At 72.6% G+C, this 20,451-nt stretch carries 9 protein-coding genes; 3 read left to right on the top strand and 6 right to left on the bottom strand.

The window, feature by feature from the left end; all coding sequences use genetic code 11:
• Positions 1-27: 27 nt before the first annotated feature.
• The 3 genes from Cco03nite_RS39150 to Cco03nite_RS39140 form a co-directional block, all read right to left on the bottom strand.
• Positions 28-7,419 (bottom strand): SpvB/TcaC N-terminal domain-containing protein, encoded by a 7,392-nt coding sequence (locus Cco03nite_RS39150; RefSeq protein ID WP_203699097.1) that lies wholly within the window; start codon positions 7,417-7,419, stop codon positions 28-30.
• Positions 7,420-7,626: 207 nt separating this feature from the next.
• Positions 7,627-9,495: a CASTOR/POLLUX-related putative ion channel gene (locus Cco03nite_RS39145; protein WP_203699096.1), complete on the bottom strand. Its 1,869-nt coding sequence runs from the start codon at positions 9,493-9,495 to the stop codon at positions 7,627-7,629.
• Between the two features lie 169 nt (positions 9,496-9,664).
• The gene (locus tag Cco03nite_RS39140; RefSeq protein WP_275412112.1) at positions 9,665-10,981 is read right to left on the bottom strand and encodes a ThuA domain-containing protein; all 1,317 of its coding nucleotides are present in this window, start codon (positions 10,979-10,981) and stop codon (positions 9,665-9,667) included.
• A 237-nt stretch (positions 10,982-11,218) separates the two neighbouring features.
• Here Cco03nite_RS39140 and Cco03nite_RS42710 point away from each other — a divergent pair, with 237 nt between their 5' ends.
• Together Cco03nite_RS42710 and Cco03nite_RS39135 are read left to right on the top strand one after the other, a co-directional pair.
• Positions 11,219-12,691 carry a serine/threonine-protein kinase gene (locus Cco03nite_RS42710; RefSeq protein WP_239168023.1) on the top strand — a complete coding sequence of 491 codons (1,473 nt, stop codon included), beginning with the start codon at positions 11,219-11,221 and terminating at the stop codon, positions 12,689-12,691.
• A gap of 26 nt (positions 12,692-12,717) precedes the next feature.
• A complete protein-coding gene (locus Cco03nite_RS39135; RefSeq protein ID WP_239168022.1) occupies positions 12,718-14,466 on the top strand; it encodes a vWA domain-containing protein in 1,749 nt (582 codons plus the stop codon).
• Positions 14,467-14,507: 41 nt separating this feature from the next.
• Here the strand turns inward: Cco03nite_RS39135 and Cco03nite_RS39130 are convergent, their stop codons facing one another.
• Both Cco03nite_RS39130 and Cco03nite_RS39125 read right to left on the bottom strand, forming a co-directional pair.
• Positions 14,508-16,574, bottom strand: a complete 2,067-nt coding sequence (locus Cco03nite_RS39130) for a putative bifunctional diguanylate cyclase/phosphodiesterase (RefSeq protein ID WP_203699095.1) — start codon at positions 16,572-16,574, stop codon at positions 14,508-14,510.
• Positions 16,575-17,023: 449 nt separating this feature from the next.
• Positions 17,024-17,371, bottom strand: a complete 348-nt coding sequence (locus Cco03nite_RS39125) for a hypothetical protein (protein WP_203699094.1) — start codon at positions 17,369-17,371, stop codon at positions 17,024-17,026.
• Between the two features lie 294 nt (positions 17,372-17,665).
• Here Cco03nite_RS39125 and Cco03nite_RS39120 point away from each other — a divergent pair, with 294 nt between their 5' ends.
• A complete protein-coding gene (locus Cco03nite_RS39120) occupies positions 17,666-19,342 on the top strand; it encodes a pectinesterase family protein (protein ID WP_203699093.1) in 1,677 nt (558 codons plus the stop codon).
• A gap of 55 nt (positions 19,343-19,397) precedes the next feature.
• On the opposite strand, the gene Cco03nite_RS39115 is transcribed toward Cco03nite_RS39120, so the two are convergent.
• A complete protein-coding gene (locus Cco03nite_RS39115; protein WP_203699092.1) occupies positions 19,398-20,246 on the bottom strand; it encodes an alpha/beta fold hydrolase in 849 nt (282 codons plus the stop codon).
• Positions 20,247-20,451 lie beyond the last annotated feature (205 nt).

Below are 20,451 nucleotides of genomic sequence, written 5' to 3'. Positions count from 1 at the left end.
GGGGGGGGGGGAACCGCTGGGCGCGGGTCACTTCTTGGGCGAGACGACGACGTTGGTCAGCTCGTTCTCGGTGAGGCCGATGACCCGCACCACCACACCGTTCTCCGCGCCGTACTTCTTGATCGCTTCGATGTTCTTCGCGTACTCCGCGGCCTGGCCCGCCGGGCCCGTGTAGCCGGCCGGGGTGGCGATGTCCAGGACCACGGTGGTCACCGCCCGGCCGTCCTCCATCACCCCGGCCTTCTTCGCCGCGGCCAGCTGGTCGATGTAGCCCCGGTAATCCTTCAGGTCCGGAACGGTCTGCAGCGTCTTGAGCTGGATGCCCATCTTGGACTCCTTGGCGTAGAAGTCGAAGGTCTTGAAGTAGCCGCCCTTGAGCCGCCCGACCCACTCCAGGAACCGGTAACGGGTGCCGGCCAGCACACCCTCCAGGATGGTGCCGCGCCACATCGCGCCGAACTTCTGCTTGTCCAGCGCCCACGTCTCGCGCAGCGCGTCCATCAGCTGCTTCGGCTTGAGCATCCGCACCGTGCGGACCACCAGGTCCTCCGCGCCGGAGACCTGGGCCAGGGTGCGCACCTCGGCGCCGGTGGCGTGCCCGGCGGCGATCAGGGGGTCGGCGTCCAGGGGTGACATGCCCACCGGGTGCGGGTCGACCAACCCGATCGCGAACTGTGCGAGCACGCTCATCACCGCGGCCTTGCCCGGGTTCGCCAGCATCCAGAATCCCGTGGCCTCGCTCGCGGTCAGGGCCATCGAGCCCAGGGCGATGCCGCCGTACACCAGGCTGACCACGGTGACGGAGCCGACCGCGGCGAATCCGGAGGCGACGCCGAAGCCGACGACCTGGCCGGACGTCGCCGCGGTCGTCATCTTCTTCTGGCTCTCCGCCTCCCACTGCTGCCAGCCCGGGTTGTCCTTCAGGCACGGGTTGAGCTGCGGGCGCACCGCGTATCCGGCGTGAGCCGGGAACAGGAAGCTCCACCACGGCAGCTTCTGCTCGGTCATCTCCTTGCAGTCGGCGCCGTCGGGGTCGTGGAAGCGCACCGGGTTGCCGCGCACGTACATGTAGGTGCTCTCGCCGGGGCGGTGCGCCTGCGGGTCGTAGCTGTTCCACCGGCCCAGCCACGGCACGTAGTAGCGGGCCCCGTGATAGGACAGGCCGGTCTCGTCGTCGCGCTCCTTGCCGGTGTACCGGTAGCGGCGTGCGCTGACCTCGGGCGCGTTCAGCCACAGCGACGTGGTGCCGTACGGGTGGTACTCCTCGACGGAGATCACCTTGCCGGTGTCGTCGAGTTCGAGGCGCGCCGAGCCGGTCTGGTCGTCGTACTGGAACCGGTGCCGCAATGTCCCGGCCTGCTGCGGCTGCCAGGTGTCCACGGTGGTCCGCTCGACCGTCGCCAGCCGGCGCAGGCCGTCGAGCAGGTGCACGGTCTGCCGCTCGAAGACGACCTGCCCGTTGACGCGGCGGCGGTACACCTCGAACCCGCCCAGGTAGACGAACTCCTCGGTGACGCCGCCGTTGCGGCGCAGCATCCGGCGCACCCGCACGCCCGCGCCGTCGTAGGTGTAGTAGGCGTGCCCGCCGCCGCCGAGGTCCACCGACGCCATCTGGTCGTGGTGGTCGAAGCCGATCGCGCCCAGGTGCGGCAGCCCGGTCAGGTTGCCGTGCGCGTCGTGCGTGAACGAGACGCTGCCCGCGCCGCCCGGCACGGTGTGCGACAGCAGCCGGTTGGATCCGGTCGCGTAGGTGTAGTTCCTGGTCCAGCTGCCGACCCCGGCGACGTGCGCCATGGTCAGGATGTTGCCCGCCGGGTCGTACGCGTAGCGCTGCGTGTAGGCGCGCACCGCATTGACGTCGTCGGGGTGCGGGATCGGCCGGCTCGCCGGGTTCGCGCCGTCGGGCTGCACGCCGAGGCTGGCGTGCTCGCGGCCGGTGGCCTCGATGAGCCGGTACAGGGAGTCGAAGACGTAGTGGCTGTCGCCGGACGTGACCTCGCCGTCGAAGAACACCGTGCGCTGGGCGGCGTCGGCGGTGTCGACGGTGTTGCCCGACGGGTCGTGCACGTAGGACAGGTCTTGCAACGCGCTCGTGCCGCGCCGGGTGACCACGCCGCGCAGCCGGAACGTGTGCGGGTCGAACCGGTGCTCGGTGACCGTGCCGTTGCCGTACGCCGCCCGCACCCGCCGCCCCGCCGCGTCGTAGTCGGCCGAGGCGAGGTAGACCGTCTCGGCCACCGCCCCGGACAGCCGCGCCGACAGCGCCTCGAGCAGCCCGGCCTCGTTGTAGCGGGGCAGCAGCACGGTGCCCTCGGGCAGCACCTGCATCACCGGCCGGTCGAGGGCGTCGTAGTCGGTGGCGGTGGCCAGCGGCTCCGCCTCGATCAGCGGCAGCGCGGCGGCCTCGATCCCGGCCGGCGCGACCCCGGCCAGCACCGACCAGTCCGGCGTGGTGTCGTAGGCCTTCGCGAGCTGGCGGCGCGAGGCCAGCAGGTTGCCCTTGAAGTCGTGCCGGTGCGCGGTGAGCAGCCCGCTGCCGTCGAAGGTGTATCGCACCCGGCCGCGGACGTTGTCGGCCGCCGCGGCGGGAGCGCCCTCGCCGTACACGGTCAGCGCGGCCAGGATCTCGGCGTCGGAGCCCGGTTCGGTGATCCACAGCTGCGCCGGGCGGCGGGCGGCGTCGTAGGCGTGCCGGGCCGCGAACCCGCGGGAGTCCCAGCGGCGGATCGGCGCGCCGCCCACGTCGGGCACGTACCAGTGCTCGCCCGAGTCGGGGCTGCGGGTGGCGATGGCACGACCGGCGACGTCGAACACCGTCCCGGCGGTCAGCACGCCCCGCGCGTCCGTGCGCGACAGCCGCGCGCCCTCGACGTCGAGCACGTCGCGCACCGCGTGCCGCTCGTCGACGACGGCACCGGTGCCGGGCGTGGTGTGCCGGTCGTGGGCGACGGTGACCACGACCCGGCCCAGCACGTCGGCGTACCCGGCCCCGGGCGTGGCCGCGTGCACGGCGGCCTCGATCGCGGCGCGCTGCTCGCGGGGGCCGAGGCCGCCGCCGACACGCCGCTGGTGCCAGGTCTGCCAGCCGGCGGGCTGGGTCGCGAAGTGGGCGGCCAGCAGCGCCGACACGTCGGGGTCGGTGCGCGGGTCGAGCAGCACCGTGTCGTTGGGGTCCCACACCTCGTGCTGCCACGGGTCGAACCGGGTCTTGCTGTACGTTCCGTCCGGGGCGAGCAGCACCACCTCGCGGCCGAGCGGATCGTGGGCGACGACGTTGCTGACGCCCGCGGTGTGGGCGAGTTCGAACGCGGCGGTGCCGGTGAAGAACGGCTCGTAGCGGCGGACCGCGCGGCCCTTGTCGTCGAAGACCGTCCAGCCGGAGCCGACCCAGCGCGGCCCGTCCGGGCCGGGCTCAGCCTGGGCCTTGACCTGGATCTCGCGGTTGAAGCCGTCGCTGTAGGTGATCCGGTGCAGAACCCGCCCGGGGTTCGGGCCGTGGGTCTCCCGCCGCAGCAGGGCCGTGGCCACGGGTGCGGGCCGGGCGTCGTCGCGGGTGCGGTGGAACGCGTCGACGTCGATCACGAACCGGGTCGTCGCGCCGCCGAGCAGCCCGGCCTGCCCGAGCGGGTCGGCGAGATAGGCGGCCGCGTCGGGCTCGGGGTCGAGTCCGGCGAGGGTGTCGCCGACGGTCTCCTCGGGTTTGCCGCGCCGCGCGGTCGCGGTGACCAGGCCGAGCGCGTCGAAGAGCACCTCGGTGCGGTTGCGGTTGGCGTCGCTGGTCACCGCCGGGGCGAGCACCCGGTAGTCCAGCCGCGGGGTGAGCGCCTCCGCGTCCGGCGTGGCCGCCTTGGCGCGCTCACCGGCCGACAGGCGGTTGCCGACGGTGTCCACGGTGTCCAGCAGCAGCAGGTCGTAGCCGTCGTAGCGGGCGTGGCCGACCGCGCCGAACGCGTCGACGTGCCGGGTGACGGTGAAGAAGTGCTCCCGGGCGTACGCCAGCTCCCGCGCGGCGGTGTCGGCCGCGCCGGGCGAGTAGAGCAGGCGGCCCGACGGGATCCACCAGCCGCCGTCGGCGTAGACGTGCCCGCCCTCGACGCCGAGCACCAGGGCGGGCTGCGGCAGCAGGTTCTCGCCGCCGCGCCGGTATGCCCGCTCCAGCAGCCCGGGGGTGAACGCGAGCCGGTAGCTCTCGTACGGCAGCCCGAGCGGCTCCTGCACGCCGGGCCCGAGCGGGCCGGTGAGGTCGTCGCGGCGGTAGCGGACCCTGGTGTGCTCCAGCAGCCTGCGGCAGGGCCCGGCGACGGGCGGCTGCTCGTAGGGCACCTCCGCGGCGGCCAGCACCTGTGCCCTGAGGTCGGCGAGCGCGAACGGCGCGCCCGGCGGCGGGGTGACGTGCACCAGCTCGTACGTGCGCACCTCGGCGGGCTGCGGAGCCCGGAAGGCCGTCGCGGTCCGCACCGGGTTGGTGAACGTGCTGGCGGTGACCTTCACCCGCACGCCGGTCTGCGCCGCCCGGATCGCGTCGCGGGTGGCCGCGTCGAGCATCGGGTCCACATCGGCGTCGGGGTGGCGGCGGCCGTACCCGACGGTCGCCGACAGCAGCACGTTGCCGAAGTCGTCGGTGTCGAGGACCAGCTCGTGGCTGATCCGCGGGTCCATGACGGTGGTGGTGACGCCGCCGGCCTCGACGGCGTACTCGCGGCGTTCGTAGTGCAGTTGCAGGGTCTCGCGGGGGCGGGCGAAGCAGACCGCGTGCGCGTTGGCGCCCGTGGGCTGGAGCAGGTCGACGGCGTAGTTGCGTTCGGTGACGGTGTACGGCAGCGGGCTGTCCTCGGCGTAGATCTCCTGCCGCAGGATGAGCCCCTTCAGCGCCCGGCAGGTCTCGCGCAGGTCGTCGGGGTCTAGAGCGCCCTCGGGCCACACCGTGTCGGGCAGCCGGAACCCGGGGTCGCCGGGCCAGTACTCGGTGGCGTATGCGGCCGACAGCGCCTCGCCCCCGTCTGCGGACGCGCCGGTGTGATACCAGGTGCGGGTCAGCGTGCGCGGGCCGGCGGGCAGACCACCGGCGACCGCGCCGATCCGGCCGCCGTCCCACTGCTCGACCATGCCGAAGCCGCGGAACTCCCGCTCCGCGCCGTCGAAGAAGCCGTGGTGGTAGGCGTACGAGGTGGTGAAGACGCTGCCGGCGACCAGGTCCTCGGTGGTGACCGTGTCGACGACGTGCACCGGGAACGGCAGCCGGGTGTGCCACGGCCGCCCGGCGGCCTTGTCGGCCAGGTAGTGCCTGGTCGAGGGCGCGTACTCGACGGTGATGCGGGAGCCGAGGTTGTTGACGACCTCGGTGAGCAGGTGCGGTTTGCCACCGCCGAACAGGTCGAGGTAGTGCAGGCTGCGCCGCTCCCGGCCGGGCAGGGTCGCCGACCACACCAGGCAGGCGGTGCCCGCGCCGAGCAGGTCTGCCACGGTCAGGTCGCCCTGCGGGGTCGCGGTGAGCACCTCGCCGTCGGTCCAGCCGTTGCCGGACCGGTTGCGGTACAGGCGCACCTCGCGCGCCCCCGCGTAGACCAGGTCGGTGACGCCGGAGCCGTCGACGTCGGCGAACAGCACCCGGCGCGGGTCGAACTGCTCCTCGGTGGCGTGGAACGGAGCGTTGTCGGTGACGACGCGGCGGCCGAACCGGCGGCCCAGGTTGGGCCAGTAGCAGACCTCGCCGTTGCGGACCCGGACCAGGTCGAGCAGGCCGTCGCCGGTCATGTCGGCCAGGTGCACCGCGGCCCGGCCCTCGGTGAACAGCAGCCGCGGCCCGTCGGCCTCGTCCGGCGGGTTCAGCACGTGCCGGGCCGGCCCGAAGCCCTCCTCGGCGCGCGAGGCGTACCAGGTCAGCCCGGCGTCCTCGGCCAGCAGCAGGTCGGGGAAGCCGTCGCCGTCGAGGTCGGCGAAGCGCAGGTTCGGGTCCTGCCAGTCGATCGCGGGCAGCGCCGCGAACGCCCGGAACGGCGCCCAGCCGTCGTCGGCGCGCTCCACGAAACCGGGCAGCGGCCCGCTGTAGGAGACCAGGTCGAGCTGCCCGTCCCCGGCCAGGTCGACCAAGGTCGTGCCGGTCTGGTTCGGCACGGCGGGCAGCGCGCGGGCGGTGTCGAACCGGCCGCCGCCGAGGTTGGCCTTGTAGTACAGGCCGCCGGGGGCGTCGAGCAGCATCCCGGCCAGGCCCTCGCCGTCGAGGTCCACCCAGCGGCAGCCGGTGGTGCCCAGCCCGGCGGGCAGGTTGCGCAGGCTGTCGGCGTCGACCTCGCCGAACTCGCCGCGCAGCGTCGCGGGGCGGTAGCCGAACTCGACCGGCGGCATGGCCCGCTCGGCGTAGCCGTCGCCGTCGCGGCGGTAGCCGCGGGTGGTCGCCGAGGCGAGGAACGATCCCGCCGCCTCGTCCGTGGTGTACCCGAACTCGGTGGCCTTGACCAGGCAGTCCGCGCCGACGCCGGGCTCGCCCGGGAAGTGGTGGAACATCAGCACCCGGCGGCACAGCCGGTAGGTCCGCACCTCGAACCCGGGCCGGTACACCGAGAACGGGTCGGGGCGCACCGGCCAGTCCCGGTCGGGACCGGGCAGGGGCCGGACCGGGTCGTGGTCGCCGTAGTCGAACACGGCCTCGAACAGCCAGCCCTGCGGCTGCTCCGAAGCGGACAGCAGGCTGACCCGGTTGCCGTAGCGGATGCGCTTGAGGTGCCGCTGCGCCGCCCGGTCGGCGGCGGTGCGGTGCTGCTCGTGGGCACTGCTCAGGTCGACGCCGCGGCCGTCCTCGGGCAGGTACTCGTACTCGACGGCGTTGCCGCGCTGGTCGTGCGCCGAGCTGATCAGCCACGACCAGACCAGGCCGTCGTGCTGCACCCGGGAGCCGGCGTCGGCGCCGTACACGGTGGTGATGCCGTCGCGGGTGATCGAGCGCCAGTGCACGTCCCCGTCGGCGGTGCGCCGCCAGCGTTCGATACGGCTGAACACGCCCTCGATGCGCGGCCGGAACCGGTCGACGGTGTACCCGGCCGGGTAGCCGCCCGACGGCGCCGGATCCGGCGCGGGCACCAAATCCTCGGTGCCGGTCATCAGGAACACGTCGTCGTCGGTGTACTGGGGCAGCCCTTTGTCGGTGCGCCGGGACACCGCCGGCAGCGACAGTCCCCAGCCGAGCCCGAACGGGCCGTTGCCGCGGCCGGAGTCGTAGGACAGCGACAGGTTCGGGCCGAAACCGTCCCGGCCCTTGCTCAGGTGCAGCGGCACCGACAGCGAGCCGGTGCCGGTGACCGGGTTCGCGGCGAACTTCTCGCCGAGCCCGCGCACCGCGCCGCCGCCCTGCGGCAGGTTGATCGTCGGCAGGCCGACCGCGCCCTCGCTGCCGGAGCCGCCCGCGGGACCGGCGCCCGACACGGGACCTCCCGGCGCGGACGCCTCACCGGAGCGCTGGGCCGGCGGTCCGGAGGACGCTGCCTGCGGCGATGTCGGGTACGAAGGCTGGGGGGCCGTCACGTTGAGCACAGTAGGCGCGGATGCGGTCACCGGCTTCGATCTGTCGATGTCCGGTCACCTCCGGCCGCGACCGGGCTGTCGCGGCCCTTGCCCGCGTCGCGGCGCCGGTCAGCTGCTCGACAGCACGATGACCCGGTCGACGGGCGGCATGACCTGGTTCTTGTCGGGGTTGAGGACCACACCGTGCCCGTCGCCGCTGTCGCTGACCCGGTAGCCGATGGCGACCTCGCCGCGCCGGGCCGCCGACGCGACCACGGTCGCGAACGTGATCGTCGCGCCCGCGCGCAGGTAGTAGCTCGCCGGGCGGATGTAGATCTCCGCGCCGTCGGCGTCGAACAGGTCCGCGAACACCGACTCCAGGTGGCGGTTCTCCGAGATCTGCGTCATCAGCAGGCTCACCAGTTGCTCGCTGACCACGAAGTCGTCGGCCTTGGTCAGCTGGGCCAGGGCCCGGTCGCGGTCGTCGCGCATCTCGCTGACGATCGACCCGGGGCCGCGGCCGGCCAGGATGTCGCGCAGGTGCAGCAGGGTCACCAGCACCCGCGAGTCGGCGGTGAGCGCGTCGAGGTCGTCGTCGGACAGCACGATCACGTTGTGGTACGACGCCACGTCCAGCGTCTCCAGCACGCCCCGGTCACGGGTGTCGCCGGCCTTGGAGCGGATCGTCAGCCGGCGCAGCCGGGGCACGAGCCGCCCCACCGCCGGGGTCGCGTCGGCCCGGTCGGTGACCACGTCGACCGTCGAGCCGGCGGCGACGTACACGTCGAGCTGCTCGACGATCCGGGCCGCGCGCCGGTTCCAGCCCAGGATCAGGGTGCTCTCGGGGGCGGCGGGGCCGCGCACCCCGTGCACGATCGCGGTGTCGTCGACGGCGAACGGCGTGCTCGCCAGGCTGATCATCGAGTCGTCGCGGGCCAGCAGCACGATCCGGTCGCCAGGGCTGATCATCGTGCCGGGCGGCGGGTTGAGCACGGTCTTGCCGTCGGCCAGCAGCAGGCCCAGCGGGCAGCACTGCTGGTATGCCAGCAGCGCCTGCGCGAACGGCCGCCCGACCAGGGCCGGCTCGACGGTCATGTAGATCTCGTCGCCGCCGAAGTCGAACAGGTCGTGGTAGACCACGGACAGTTTGGACTGCCGGGCGGTCTGCACGATCAGCCGCGCGCCGATGTCGTCGCCGTCGAGCACGATCGCGTCCCCGCCGGCCAGCTTGGCGACGGCCCGGTTGCGGCTGTCGCGCACCGCGGCGACGACGTGGTGCGGGCGCCCCCGGAACGCCGGCCCCTTGTTGATCGCGAGCAGGGTCTTGAGCACGTACGCGTCGGCGTCCTCGGCGCTCGCCCCGTCCGGGGCCAGCACGATGATCGACCGGGCCTCGTTGAGGTTGACCATCTCCAGGTCCTTGAGGTCCAGCGGGCTGCCGGTGCGGAAGATGAGCCGGGTGCGGCCGGTGTCGCCGATGCGGTGCTCGACCCGGTCCTCCATGGTGACCTTGTCCTGCTCGGCGAGCACGACCACGGCGGCCCTGCGGCGGCTCGCGTTCGCCTCCACCATCTCGGTGATCACCGTGTAGATCTGGTCGGACCAGCCGAGCACCACGGTGTGGTCGCGTTCGAGCACCGCCGAGCGGCCCTTGCGCAGCTGCTCCAGGCGGCGGTTGATGCCGCTGGTGAGCAGACCGATCAGCGCGCTGGCGACGAAGATGCCACCCAGCGCCAGCACGAACCACATCGGCAGGACGACCCAGTCGGCCTCCGTCGGCGCGGACAGGCTGAAGGCGGTGACGAAGGTGCTCCACAGCACCCGCAGCGGATCGCCGTTCATGGCCGACGGGTCGACGATCTCGATGGCCACGGTGACCAGCAGGACCAGGCCGAAGGACGCGACGGCGAGCCAGCCGATGAGCCCGGTCGTGCCGCGCGACATGGTGTTGTCGAACCAGTAGCGCATCCGGGCGCGGAGAGTCACTCGACGGGCCATGAGCTGGAGGTCCTTTGAACGCAGGGAGGGGGCATGCGCTGCGGTCGATCCAGGTGCCGGCTCACTCTAATGGCGGCCCGGCGCGCCTCGCGGCGGGGTGCCGCACCGGCCGGTGACGACCGAGCGGGCCGGTGCGTGTGGCACCGGCCCGCTCGCCCTCCCCCGAGGTCTAGGGCTGCTGCACCAGCCGGAACGACTGCGCGCCCGTGCCGTTGCAGGCGTACTGGACGAGCTGGACGCTGTCGGCCGTGGACGCGGCGGGCACGTCGAGGCACTTGCCGCTGTTGCGGTTGACCAGGCGGTAGTAGCCGCCGCCCTCGGCGACGGGCTGCCACTGCTGGTTGAGGCCGCCGCTGTAGGTCCACAGCTGGATCGGCGCGTTGTCGGCCGTGGACACGTTGGTCACGTCGAGCGAGCGGGCGCTGTTGAGCCGGATGTCGACGTGGGTGTACGCGCCGGTGGTCGGCGTGAAGCGATACTGCTGCGCGGTGGTGTTGTTGCAGGTGTACTGCTGGATCGCGGTGCCGTTGGCCGAGCCCGCGGCGCGGGCGTCGACGCACTTGCCGCTGTTGCGGTTCACCAGGCTGTACCAGGCGGTCGGCGAGATCGGCCCGGTCGACGCCGAGGGCGCCGGGGAGGCCGACGGGCTGGGACCGGAGGTCACCCCGCCGAGCCACAGCAGGCCGTCGATCAGCCAGCGGTTCTGCACCTCGCTCGCGAACGTCGAGGACAGCCGGGTGTTGGTGCTGTAGTTCATCGCGTTGTGCCCGAAGTTCGCGTACAGCATCCTGTAGTTGCGGTTGGTCCAGATCAGCGGGTGGTAGCCGCTGTACCAGGTCTGGTTCGGGTCGGTGCCGACCGGGTAGCCACCGGGGTCGATCGAGGCCAGGATGTCGATGCTCGGGTTCTGCCGCAGGTCGTTGCGCCACGAGTACCACTCGCTGACCGCCGAGGTCCAGGTCGCGGGCAGCCGCGTGGTGGACGGGTGGGCGCGTTCGGTGCGCATGGTGACGCTGGTCGGCCCCCAGGTGTTGGACACGAACGCGCCGGTGCCCAGGAAGGTGTTGTAGTACCAGCTCCAGGTGTTCGGGTCGGTGTTGAACGCGGTCACGTGGAAGCCCATCCACGCTCCCCCGTTCTGCATGTACTGCTGGAACGCGGCCCGCTGCCCGGACGGCGGCGCGTCGTCCAGGAACATGATCACCTTGTACTGGGCGAGGTTGCCGGTGTTGAGCCGGCTCCAGTCGGTGGTCGCCTCCCAGGTGAAGTTGTTCTGGGCGGCGGCCTGCGGGAACCAGGTCAGCGCCTCCTTGTCGAAGTCGATGTGCGCGGCGTCCCAGGTGCCGTTGTAGAAGGCGAGCACCTTGAACGCGGGTGCGGCCTGGGCGGTGCCCGGCCCGGCGACGACGGTGGCGGTGATCGCGGTGAGCAGGGCGGCGAGTGCGGCGAGCCACCATCTGGCGGTGGTCTGCAGTGTTCTGGGCACGACGGGTCCTCCGGTTTCGTGCATAGCGGGGCGAGGAACGGGTTCTGCCCCTCCAGGACCGCCTGGTGAAACCGTTCGTAAACATTCTTAACTGACAATCCGTCGATAGGCAAGATTGGTTTCCTATTCGGATCGGCCGTCCATCCCGTGAGGACGACTCACCTCCGGGTATGGATGCTGGATCGGCGACGCTATCCTTGCGGCTCGTTGATGGATCATCGGGTTTCAGGAGGGCAGATGGCCGGCACGGCAGACGACCCCGTCACCGGCGTCAGCCCGCTGACGAGCCACGACCCGCGCGCGCTCGGCCCGTACCGGCTGCTCGGGCGGCTCGGCAAGGGCGGCCAGGGCGTCGTCTACCTCGGCGCCGACGGCAGCGAGCGCCGCGTCGCGGTCAAGACGATCAACGTCGACCTGCAGCACAACCCCCGGGCCAAGGCGCAGTTCGCCAAGGAGATCGCGGCCGCCCGGCGGGTCACCCCGTTCTGCACCGCGCAGATCCTGCACGCCGAGATCGACACCGAGCTGCCGTACGTCGTCAGCGAGTACATCGCCGGGCCGACGCTGCACAAGCAGGTGCGCGACCACGGGCCGCTGGCCGACAACGCGCTCTACCGGCTCGCCGTCGGCACCGCGACCGCGCTCGCCGCGATCCACCAGGCCGGGATCGTGCACTGCGACTTCAAACCCGACAACGTCATCCTCGGCGGCGACGGCCCGCGGGTCATCGACTTCGGCATCGCCCGCGCGCTCGGCGCGGAGACCATGTCCGGCCACGTCATGGGCACCGTGCCGTACATGGCCCCGGAGCGGTTCCACAATGTGGACGTCGGTCCGGCATGCGACATCTTCGGGTGGGCGGCGACCATCGGCTTCGCCTCGTCCGGGCGCGGCCCGTTCGGGCACGACTCGATGGCCACCGTGATGGCCCGGGTGCTCACCGACCCGCCGGACCTGGACAACCTGACCGGGACGCTGCGCGAGCTGGTCGTCGCCTGCCTGGCCAAGGACCAGCACGCCCGCCCGACCGCGCAGCAGGTGCTGATGCGCCTGCTCGGCCACGAGGCCACCCCGGCCGCGCCGTTGCCGCTGGTCGAGGCGCTCCAGGAGGGCAGCGAGGCGGCGACCGCACTGGTCCAGCCGGGGCCGGACTCCCCCACCGCCGCCGCTCCCGCGCCGACGGTCACCGCCCCGCAGCCGACCGCGACCGCTGGACAGCCGGCGCCGCCGACCCTTGCAGCGACCGCCGCGCACCCGTCCCCGCCCACCGACACCGCGGCACCACCGTCACCGCCTACGGTCACCGCAGCCGCCGCGCAGTTGGGCCGGCCAACCGTCACCGCGCCGCGGCTGCCGACCGATCCCAACGCGATGCCGCCGCAACTCCCGGCAGTGCCGCAGCCTCCGGCCACCAGGTCCGGTCCCCCGCCCTCGGCGGTCACGCCGCAGCCGGCGGGCGGCCGGGCCGGGCAGCAGCCCGCCACCGAGGTCCGGGCTTCCCGGTCGCGGCGGCTGGCGCGGCAGGTCGGCGACCCGCTCGGCATCACCACCGCGCTGGTGCTGGGCGCGGGCGGCTTCGCGGCCGGGTACGTGCCCTCGGGGCAGCCCGCCACCGGCGCGGTCGTCGGCGGCGGCGTCTTCGCCGTGGTCTACCTGGTCCGGCTGTTCACCGCCGTCGCGCTCGACGACGGCCGGCCCGACCCCCGCTGACCCGACCGCCACACAGGAGGAACGCCATGGCCTCGCGCCGTACCCAGCGGTGGCTGCCCGTCGCCTTCGCCGCGACCGTCGGCTTCGCCCTGATCGCGGGCTCCTACACGTACGTGTCCACGGTCGCCGGGGACCGCAGCGGCTGCGTGGTGCTCGACGTCGTCTCCTCTACCGAGAAGAGCGAGCTCGTCAAGGACCTCGCCGAGCGGTACAACGGCAGCAGGCGGCGATTCGGTGACCGCTGCGCCGACGTCGCCGTCACCGGCCTCACCTCCGGGCAGGCCATGCAGGCGCTGGCCGGGGACTGGGGCGCGCTGTCCGGCACCGGCAGCCCGCGCCCGCAGGTGTGGCTGCCGACGTCGACGCTGTGGACCGGCCAGTTGCAGCTGCTCGACCAGGCCGCCGGGCACCAGGTGCAGACCGGCGGGGAGTACGAGTCGATCGCCAACAGCCCGCTGGTGATCGCGATGCCCGCGGCCAAGGCGCGTTACCTGCAGCAGCAGGGCCCGCTGGGCTGGGGCGACATCCTCGGCATGTCCGGCGAGCAGGGCTGGGCGTCGTTCGGCAAGCCGGAGTGGAAGCGGTTCACCTTCGGCAAGGACAACCCGAACCTGTCCACCTCGGGCCTGGCCGCGACCATCGCGACGTACTACGCCGCGACCAACACCTCCAGCGACCTCACCACCGCCGACCTGCGCGACCCGAAGGTGACCCGGTTCGTCCGCCAGATCGAGGCGAACGTCTCGCACTACAGCGACGACGTGGTCGACCTGCTGCGCGGGCTCGCCGAGGCCGACCTGGCCGGGAACGCCGCCTCCGACCTCAGCGCGATCGTCACCCAGGAGGAGCTGGTCTACCTCTACAACAAGGGCGAGCTGAGCGGCGGGCGCGCGCCGAACGAGCCGCTGGTGGCGATGTACCCGAAGGAGGGCACCTTCAACCTGGACCACCCGTACGTGGTCCTGCCGCAGGCCGACGTCGCGCAGCGGGCCGCCGCCGCGGACTTCCTGGCGTTCCTGCAGGACGACCGGCAGCAGCGGGACTTCGCCGCGATCGGGTTCCGCGACCACGAGCGGGCCGCCTCCGACGACCTGGTCAAGGTGGTGGGCGGCAACAAGGCCGCAGGCACCCTGTTCGAGCCGCCGTCGCCGGAGGTGGTGCAGGGCATCAAGGCGGGCTGGGCGACGCTGCGCAAGAAGGCCAACATCCTGATGGCGGTCGACGTGTCCGGCTCGATGACGTCGAACAAGGTCGGCAACTCGCAGACCCGGCTCGCGTACGCGACAGCCGCCGCCAAGAAGGGCATCGAGCTGCTCAACAGCGAGGACCGGGTGGGGCTGTGGGCGTTCTCGTCCAAGCTCGACGGCGGCAGGCTGCCCTACCGCGAGCAGCTGCCGCTGTCCCGGCTGGACGACCGCGGCTTCGGCGCGAAGCTGGACGCGGTGCGCTCCGGCGGCGGCACCGCGCTGTACACGACCGTGCGGGCCGCGCAGCGGCACATGCTGGACAACTACAACCGCACCCGGATCAACGCGGTGGTCGTGCTGACCGACGGCGAGAACGAGTATCCCCAGGACAACGACCTGGCCAAGCTGCTGCGCGACATCGAACTCGACCCCGACCGGCCGGTGAAGGTCTTCTGCATCGCCTTCGACAAGGCCTCGGACCTGGTGTCGCTGCAGAAGATCGCCGCCGCCACGGGCGGCAAGGCGTTCGACGCCAGGGACCCGGCGAAGATCGACGAGGCTTTCGTGAAGCTGCTCAGCAGCTTCTGATCAGCCCCGCCGACCCGCACCGGGCCCCGGTCACGGGAGCGTCACCAGCGTGCGCCGGCCTGCTCCGGGTAGAGCGCGGGCGCGGGCGTCGTCGGCAGTTCGAGTTCGTGCTGGGCGGCGACCTCGGCCGGCGGCGCCACGGACCTGGCCGCGGCGTCGGCGACCAGCGCCGGGATGCGCTCGGCCGGCACCGCCGGCGACAGCAGGTAGCCCTGCATCAGCGAGCAGCCCGCCGCGCGCAGCTGCCGCCGGGTCTGCGTGTCCTCGATGCCCTCGGCGACGGTACGCAGCCCCAGCGTGCCGGCCAGCGCGATGACCGATGACACGATCGCGCTGTCGTGCTGGTCGGAGGTCATGCCCGAGACGAACGACCGGTCGATCTTGATCTCGTCGAGCGGGATCATCCGCAGGTGCTGCAGCGACGAGAAACCGGTGCCGAAGTCGTCCAGCGCCAGACCGACGCCCAGGTCGCGCAGCTGCGCGATGGTGCGCATGGCCCGGGCCGGGTCGGCCATCAGCGCGCTCTCGGTGATCTCCAGCTGCACCATGCGAGCGGGCACGCGGTGCTCGTTCAGCCGGTCGCGCAGCCGCTCGACCAGGTCGTCGCGGAACAGGTCGCGGATGCTGACGTTGACCGAGGTGCGCAGGTCGAGCCCGGCTGACCGCCAGCGCCCGGCCTGCGCCACGGCGTCGTCGATGATCCGGTCGGTGAGCTGGTGCATCACCGGTGTGTGTTCCACCACCGAGATGACCGTGGCGGGCGAGACGGGGCGGCCGGTCGGGTCGGTCCAGCGCAGCAGCGCCTCGACGCCGACGATCCGCCCGGTGGCCAGGTCGGCCTGCGGCTGGTAGTGCACGGCGATGCGCTCGCGGTCCTCGGTCACGATCGCGTGGCGTACCTGGTCGAGCAGGGCCAGCCGCTGCGGGTGCCGGTCGGTGCCGGGGCGGTAGAGGGCCACGCAGACGTTGTCGCGCTTGGCCTCGTACATCGCGATGTCGGCGTGGCGCATCAGGGTGGCGAAGTCCTGGCCGTGCTGCGGGCTGACGGCGACCCCGACCGCGGCCGTGACCTCGACCTCCAGGCCGCTGAGCCGGACCGGGCCGTTGACGGCGGCGCTGATGCGCCGGGCGGCCAGCAGCGCCCGGTCGGCGTCGCCCTCGTCGAGCAGCACCCCGAACTCGTCGCCGCCGAGCCGGGCGACCAGCGCCCCGGCCGGCAGCCCGCCGCGCAGCCGCCCGGCGACGGCGGTGAGCAGCTGGTCACCGGTCTCGTGGCCCAGCGAGTCGTTGACGTACTTGAAGCCGTCCAGGTCGAGCAGGAGCAGGGTCGGACCCTGCCCGCGGCGCATCGGCTCGGCCAGCGCCTCGGTGTACGCCGACTGCAGGCTGGCCCGGTTGCCCAGGCCGGTGAGCGGGTCGGTGAGCGCGGCCCGCTGCCGTTCGGTGGACAGGCGCGCCATGCGCTCGACGGCGTACAGCGGCATGATGACCAGGGGCACGAAGCCGAGGCTGACGTGGCCGGTGACGGCGAGCACCGGGCTCAGCATGGTCAGCGCGGCCAGGTGCACGGCCGGGTCGCGCATGTTCGTCAGCCGTTCGCGCAGGCTCTCCTGCGGCTTGGCGCGGCCGGCGGACTGCCCGCGGCGCTGGGTGACGACGACCGACCAGCCGTACACGCCCACGAAGACCAGCGCGGCGGCGGCCACGGCCACGGTGTCGTCGACCAGGTCGGCCAGCGCCACGGTGTGGAACGGGTCGGGCTCGCCGACGAGCAGCACCAGGTACGCGGCGCCGAACGCGACGGCGTACCGGGCGGCGCTGAGCACCGCGTCGCGCCACGGCTGCCGGGCGCGGATCGCGATCACGGCCACGGCCAGCGCCTGCACCACGATCGCCGGCCCGAGATCCCAGCACAGCAGGATCGCGAAGGTGAAGACGAGCGACGGGCTGATCACCGCGCCGGTGGATCTGCCGGAGGCGGGCAGGTAGGTGACGGCCGCGGCGGCCAGCGCCAGGAACGACATCACCCAGAACGGCACCTTGTCCATGGCGAGCGGGACCTGCGCAAGCGTCACGGCCGCCAGCACGGCTCCGGTCAGCGTCAACACGGCCGGCACCATTGCCGGACGTCGGATCAGGGGCAGACCGCCCGCGGTCAGCGGCGTCACATCGCCCTCCCAAGGCACGTCGTGGGCTGAGATCACACGAGCCGCCAGCCTAACCGAACAAACCGGGAAATCTGAGTAATCCACGCTTTACTCAGATTTCCCCCACACCCCGCCCCCACCGGGAATGCCCCACCCCGCCCCACCCCCGAGCCGACGATCTTGCGCGAACTGTGGGTACGGCACGCTCATAAAGGGCTAAACACCCACAGTTCGCGCAAGATCGTCGCGATCATGCGGCGGTGGGTGTGCGGCAAGGGCGACCGGCGGGGCGGGGCGGGGCGGGGCGGGGCGGGGCGGGGCGGCAAGATCGTTTGACTTGCCGGGCAGGTGGGCTCGAGTGGGGTCGAGATACGCACGGTTGCCGGGCAGGTCGAGCGGTCTCGGGTGGGTCAGTTGTCGTCGATCATCCGGTCGAGGCGGCGGACCAGGACGGCGTACTCGTCCGCGAGGCGCCGCACCCGTTCGGTGTCCCGCGCGTCCAGGGTGCGCCGCAGCTCGGCGACGGCCTCGAGGTCACGCTCCCATTGGGACACGCGCTGAAGGTCGGGCGACGGCCGGACCTCCTCCTGCTCGATGAGGACGGAGTAGCACACGATCGCGATGCCCATGATGTCCAGGGCCGTCTGGTGGCTCACCGCCAGCCCTGCCGGAAGGGCGCTCTCCGGCGCGTTGCGCGCCACCGACTCGGTCACCGACACCTCCATGTCGACCGGTGCGCCGCAACGATGATCGGCCACCGTGCTGGACGATACGCCCTGCCCAAAGCGCCCTGACAGCAGCACCGGCCATTCTGCGGGAGAGATCACCGGCGGCGGTTCCGCAGGTCGCGACCCGCCGCCGGGAAAGCCTCCCGGGCCGTCGCGCCGGACCCGGCCGAAAACGCGCGACGGCCGGGAGGGCGGGTTCGCCAGTGCCACCGAGGGCATCGATTGACATCACGATGTGGGCCGCGTAGGTTGCGTCGGAAAGCGCTTTCCGTTCCGTGCGGTGTCCCGGTGGGACGCCGACGCCCCACAGAGTGGAGCCGACACATGACCATCACCGACCTGTCCCGCCGCGCCCGATGGCGACCCGCCGCGGCCGCCGCCGGGCTCGCCCTGGCCACCGCGCTGGCCACGCTGACCTTCACCGCGACCGCCGCGGCGGCCACGCTCTACGCCGACGACTTCGAGGACGGCAACTCGTCCGGCTGGACCTCCTCCGGCGGGAGCTGGTCGGTCACCACCGACGGCAGCCGGGTGCTGCGGCAGGCCGGCACCAGCGCGGACGCCCGCGCCCGGACCGGGTCCTCGTCCTGGCGGGACTACACGGTCACCGCCCGGATCAAGCCCACGGCCTTCAACGGGTCCAACCGGTTCACCGCCGTCATCGCCCGGGCCCAGTCGAACACCAGCTACTACTACCTGGCCCTGCGGTCCAATCACACCGTCGAGCTGAAGAAGCTGGTCGGCGGCTCGTCCACCACGCTGGCGACCGGTTCGGTCACGGTCACCACCGGCGCCTGGTACACCCTGTCGCTGTCGGTGTCGGGCACCGCCCTGCGCGGCACGGTCAACGGCGCGACCGCGCTGACCGCCGTCGACGGGCAGTTCGCCACCGGCGGCATCGGCGTCGCGACCTTCTACGCCGCCGCCTCCTTCGACGACGTGACCGTGTCCGACAGCGTCGCGCCCTCGCCCAGCGCCTCCCCCTCGCCGCCGCCCACGCCGTCGAGCAGCGCGTCGGCCGGCCCGCCGCCGGCCGGGACGATCGTGGTGGCCAAGGACGGCAGCGGCCACCACACCACGGTGCAGGCCGCCGTCGACGCCGTGCCGGTGAACAACACCAGCCGGGTGACCATCAGCATCAAGCCGGGCACGTACCGGGAGCTGGTGACCGTGCCGGCCGGCAAGCCGTACGTCTCGTTCGTCGGCGCCACCGGCAACGCCGCCGACGTCGTGATCACGTACGACAACGCCAGCGGCACGCCCAAACCCGACGGCAGCGGCACGTACGGCACCACCGGCAGCACGTCGGTGCTGCTGGAGGGCAACGACTTCATCGCGCGCGACCTCACCTTCTCGAACACCTTCGACGAGGCCGCCCACGACTACAGCGCCGAGCAGGCCGTCGCCGTGACCACCCGCGGCGACCGCCTGGTCTTCGACAACGTGCGGATCCTCGGCAACCAGGACACGCTGCAGCCCAGCTCCCCCAACGCGGCCACGGTCAGCCGGGCGTACTACCGGAACTGCTACATCGAGGGTGACGTCGACTTCATCTTCGGCCGGGGCACGGCCGTGTTCGACCGCTGCGAGATCCGCTCCCTCAACCGCAACTCGACGAGCAACAACGGGTACGTCACCGCGGCCTCGACCACGATCACGAACCCGTACGGCTACCTGTTCACCCGGTGCACGCTGACCGCGCCGTCCGACGTCGCCGCGCAGAGCGTGCACCTCGGCCGGCCGTGGCACCCCAGCGGCGACGTCAACGCCGTCGCGCAGGTGCTCTTCCGCGACTCGGTGCTGGGCGCGCACGTCAAGGACGCCCCGTGGACGGACATGTCCGGCTTCTCGTGGCGGGACGCGCGCTTCTTCGAGTACCGCAACACCGGTCCCGGCTCCACCGTCACCGCCGACCGGCCGCAGCTGGCCGACGCGGACGCCCCGCAGTTCACCGCCCAGGCGTACCTGGCCGGCGCCGACGGCTGGAACCCCGTCAGCTGAGCTGCCGGGAAGGGCGGCTTCACATCGCATAGCGATGTGAAGCCGCCCTTCCTTTTCACCAACGGCGGAGGAAGCGGTCGACGGTGGCGCGGAACGCGGCGGGCTGCTCCACCCAGGGGTGGTGTCCGCACCGGTCGATCGCGGCGAACTCGGCCGACGGGAAGAGCCCGGACAGGGCCCGCACCGGAGCCAGCCCGGCGCTGCAGTCCTGCGCGCCCGCGACGACCAGCACGGGCGCGGTGACCTTGCCCAGCAGCTCGGCGAGGTCCGCGGGCGGGTCGACGCTGAAGTAGGCGCGGTTCGCCGCGTAGCTGTACCAGGCGGTCGCCGCGTGGGCCTGCTCGCGCTCGCCCCACGCCGCGTAGGCGAGCGGGGCCGCCTGCCGGTACCACGCGTTGAACGCGGCGTCGTCGGTGCTGCCGGGTCCGGCGGACCAGGCCGCGACGGCGGCGTCGAAGGCCGGGTCGCCGCGTCGTGCGTCGATCAGCGCCGGGGTGTCGGAGGGCTCGTCCACCAGGTAGCCGGCGGGCGGGGTGATGAGCACCAGCCCGGCGAGCCGGTCGGGGAAGCGCGCCGCGTAGCTGATCGCGAGCCGGGTGCCCGCCGAGTGGCCGAGCAGCAGCAGCCGGTCCAGGCCCAGGTGGGCTCGCAGCTGTTCGAGGTCCTCGGCCTGCCGCCAGTACGACGCGGTCGGCACGAACTCGGGCAGCGGGGAGCGTCCCACGCCGCGCAGGTGGGGCACGATCAGGGGCCGAACCTCGCCGAGTCCGGCCAGGTCGCCCAGGTATCGCGGATGCAGCGCCGCGCCGCCGGCGAGCGCCACGACCGGCGTACGGCCGCCGCCGGCGGGGTTCAGCTCGTCGTAGTGCAGTGTGGCTCCGTCGGAGCCGAAGTAGGTCGTCATGGGTGGTTCGCCTTTCGGGGACGCCTCACGGGCGCTCCGGCGGCCACCGACGTCAGATGGACCGCGCTGCCTTGCGTAGGGGGAGCACCCAGCCTGCTGTCGCGTTGATGGGTCTCACCTCCTCGGGTCGGTCGCGTGAGCGGTGACGTTACCAGACGATCATGCGGGAGTGCCGGCGCGGCCGGGGACCCGGCGGGGTCCCCGG

Source organism: Catellatospora coxensis, from assembly GCF_016862635.1.
Lineage (GTDB): Bacteria > Actinomycetota > Actinomycetes > Mycobacteriales > Micromonosporaceae > Catellatospora > Catellatospora coxensis.
This window is presented reverse-complemented; position numbering and strand designations above follow the sequence as displayed.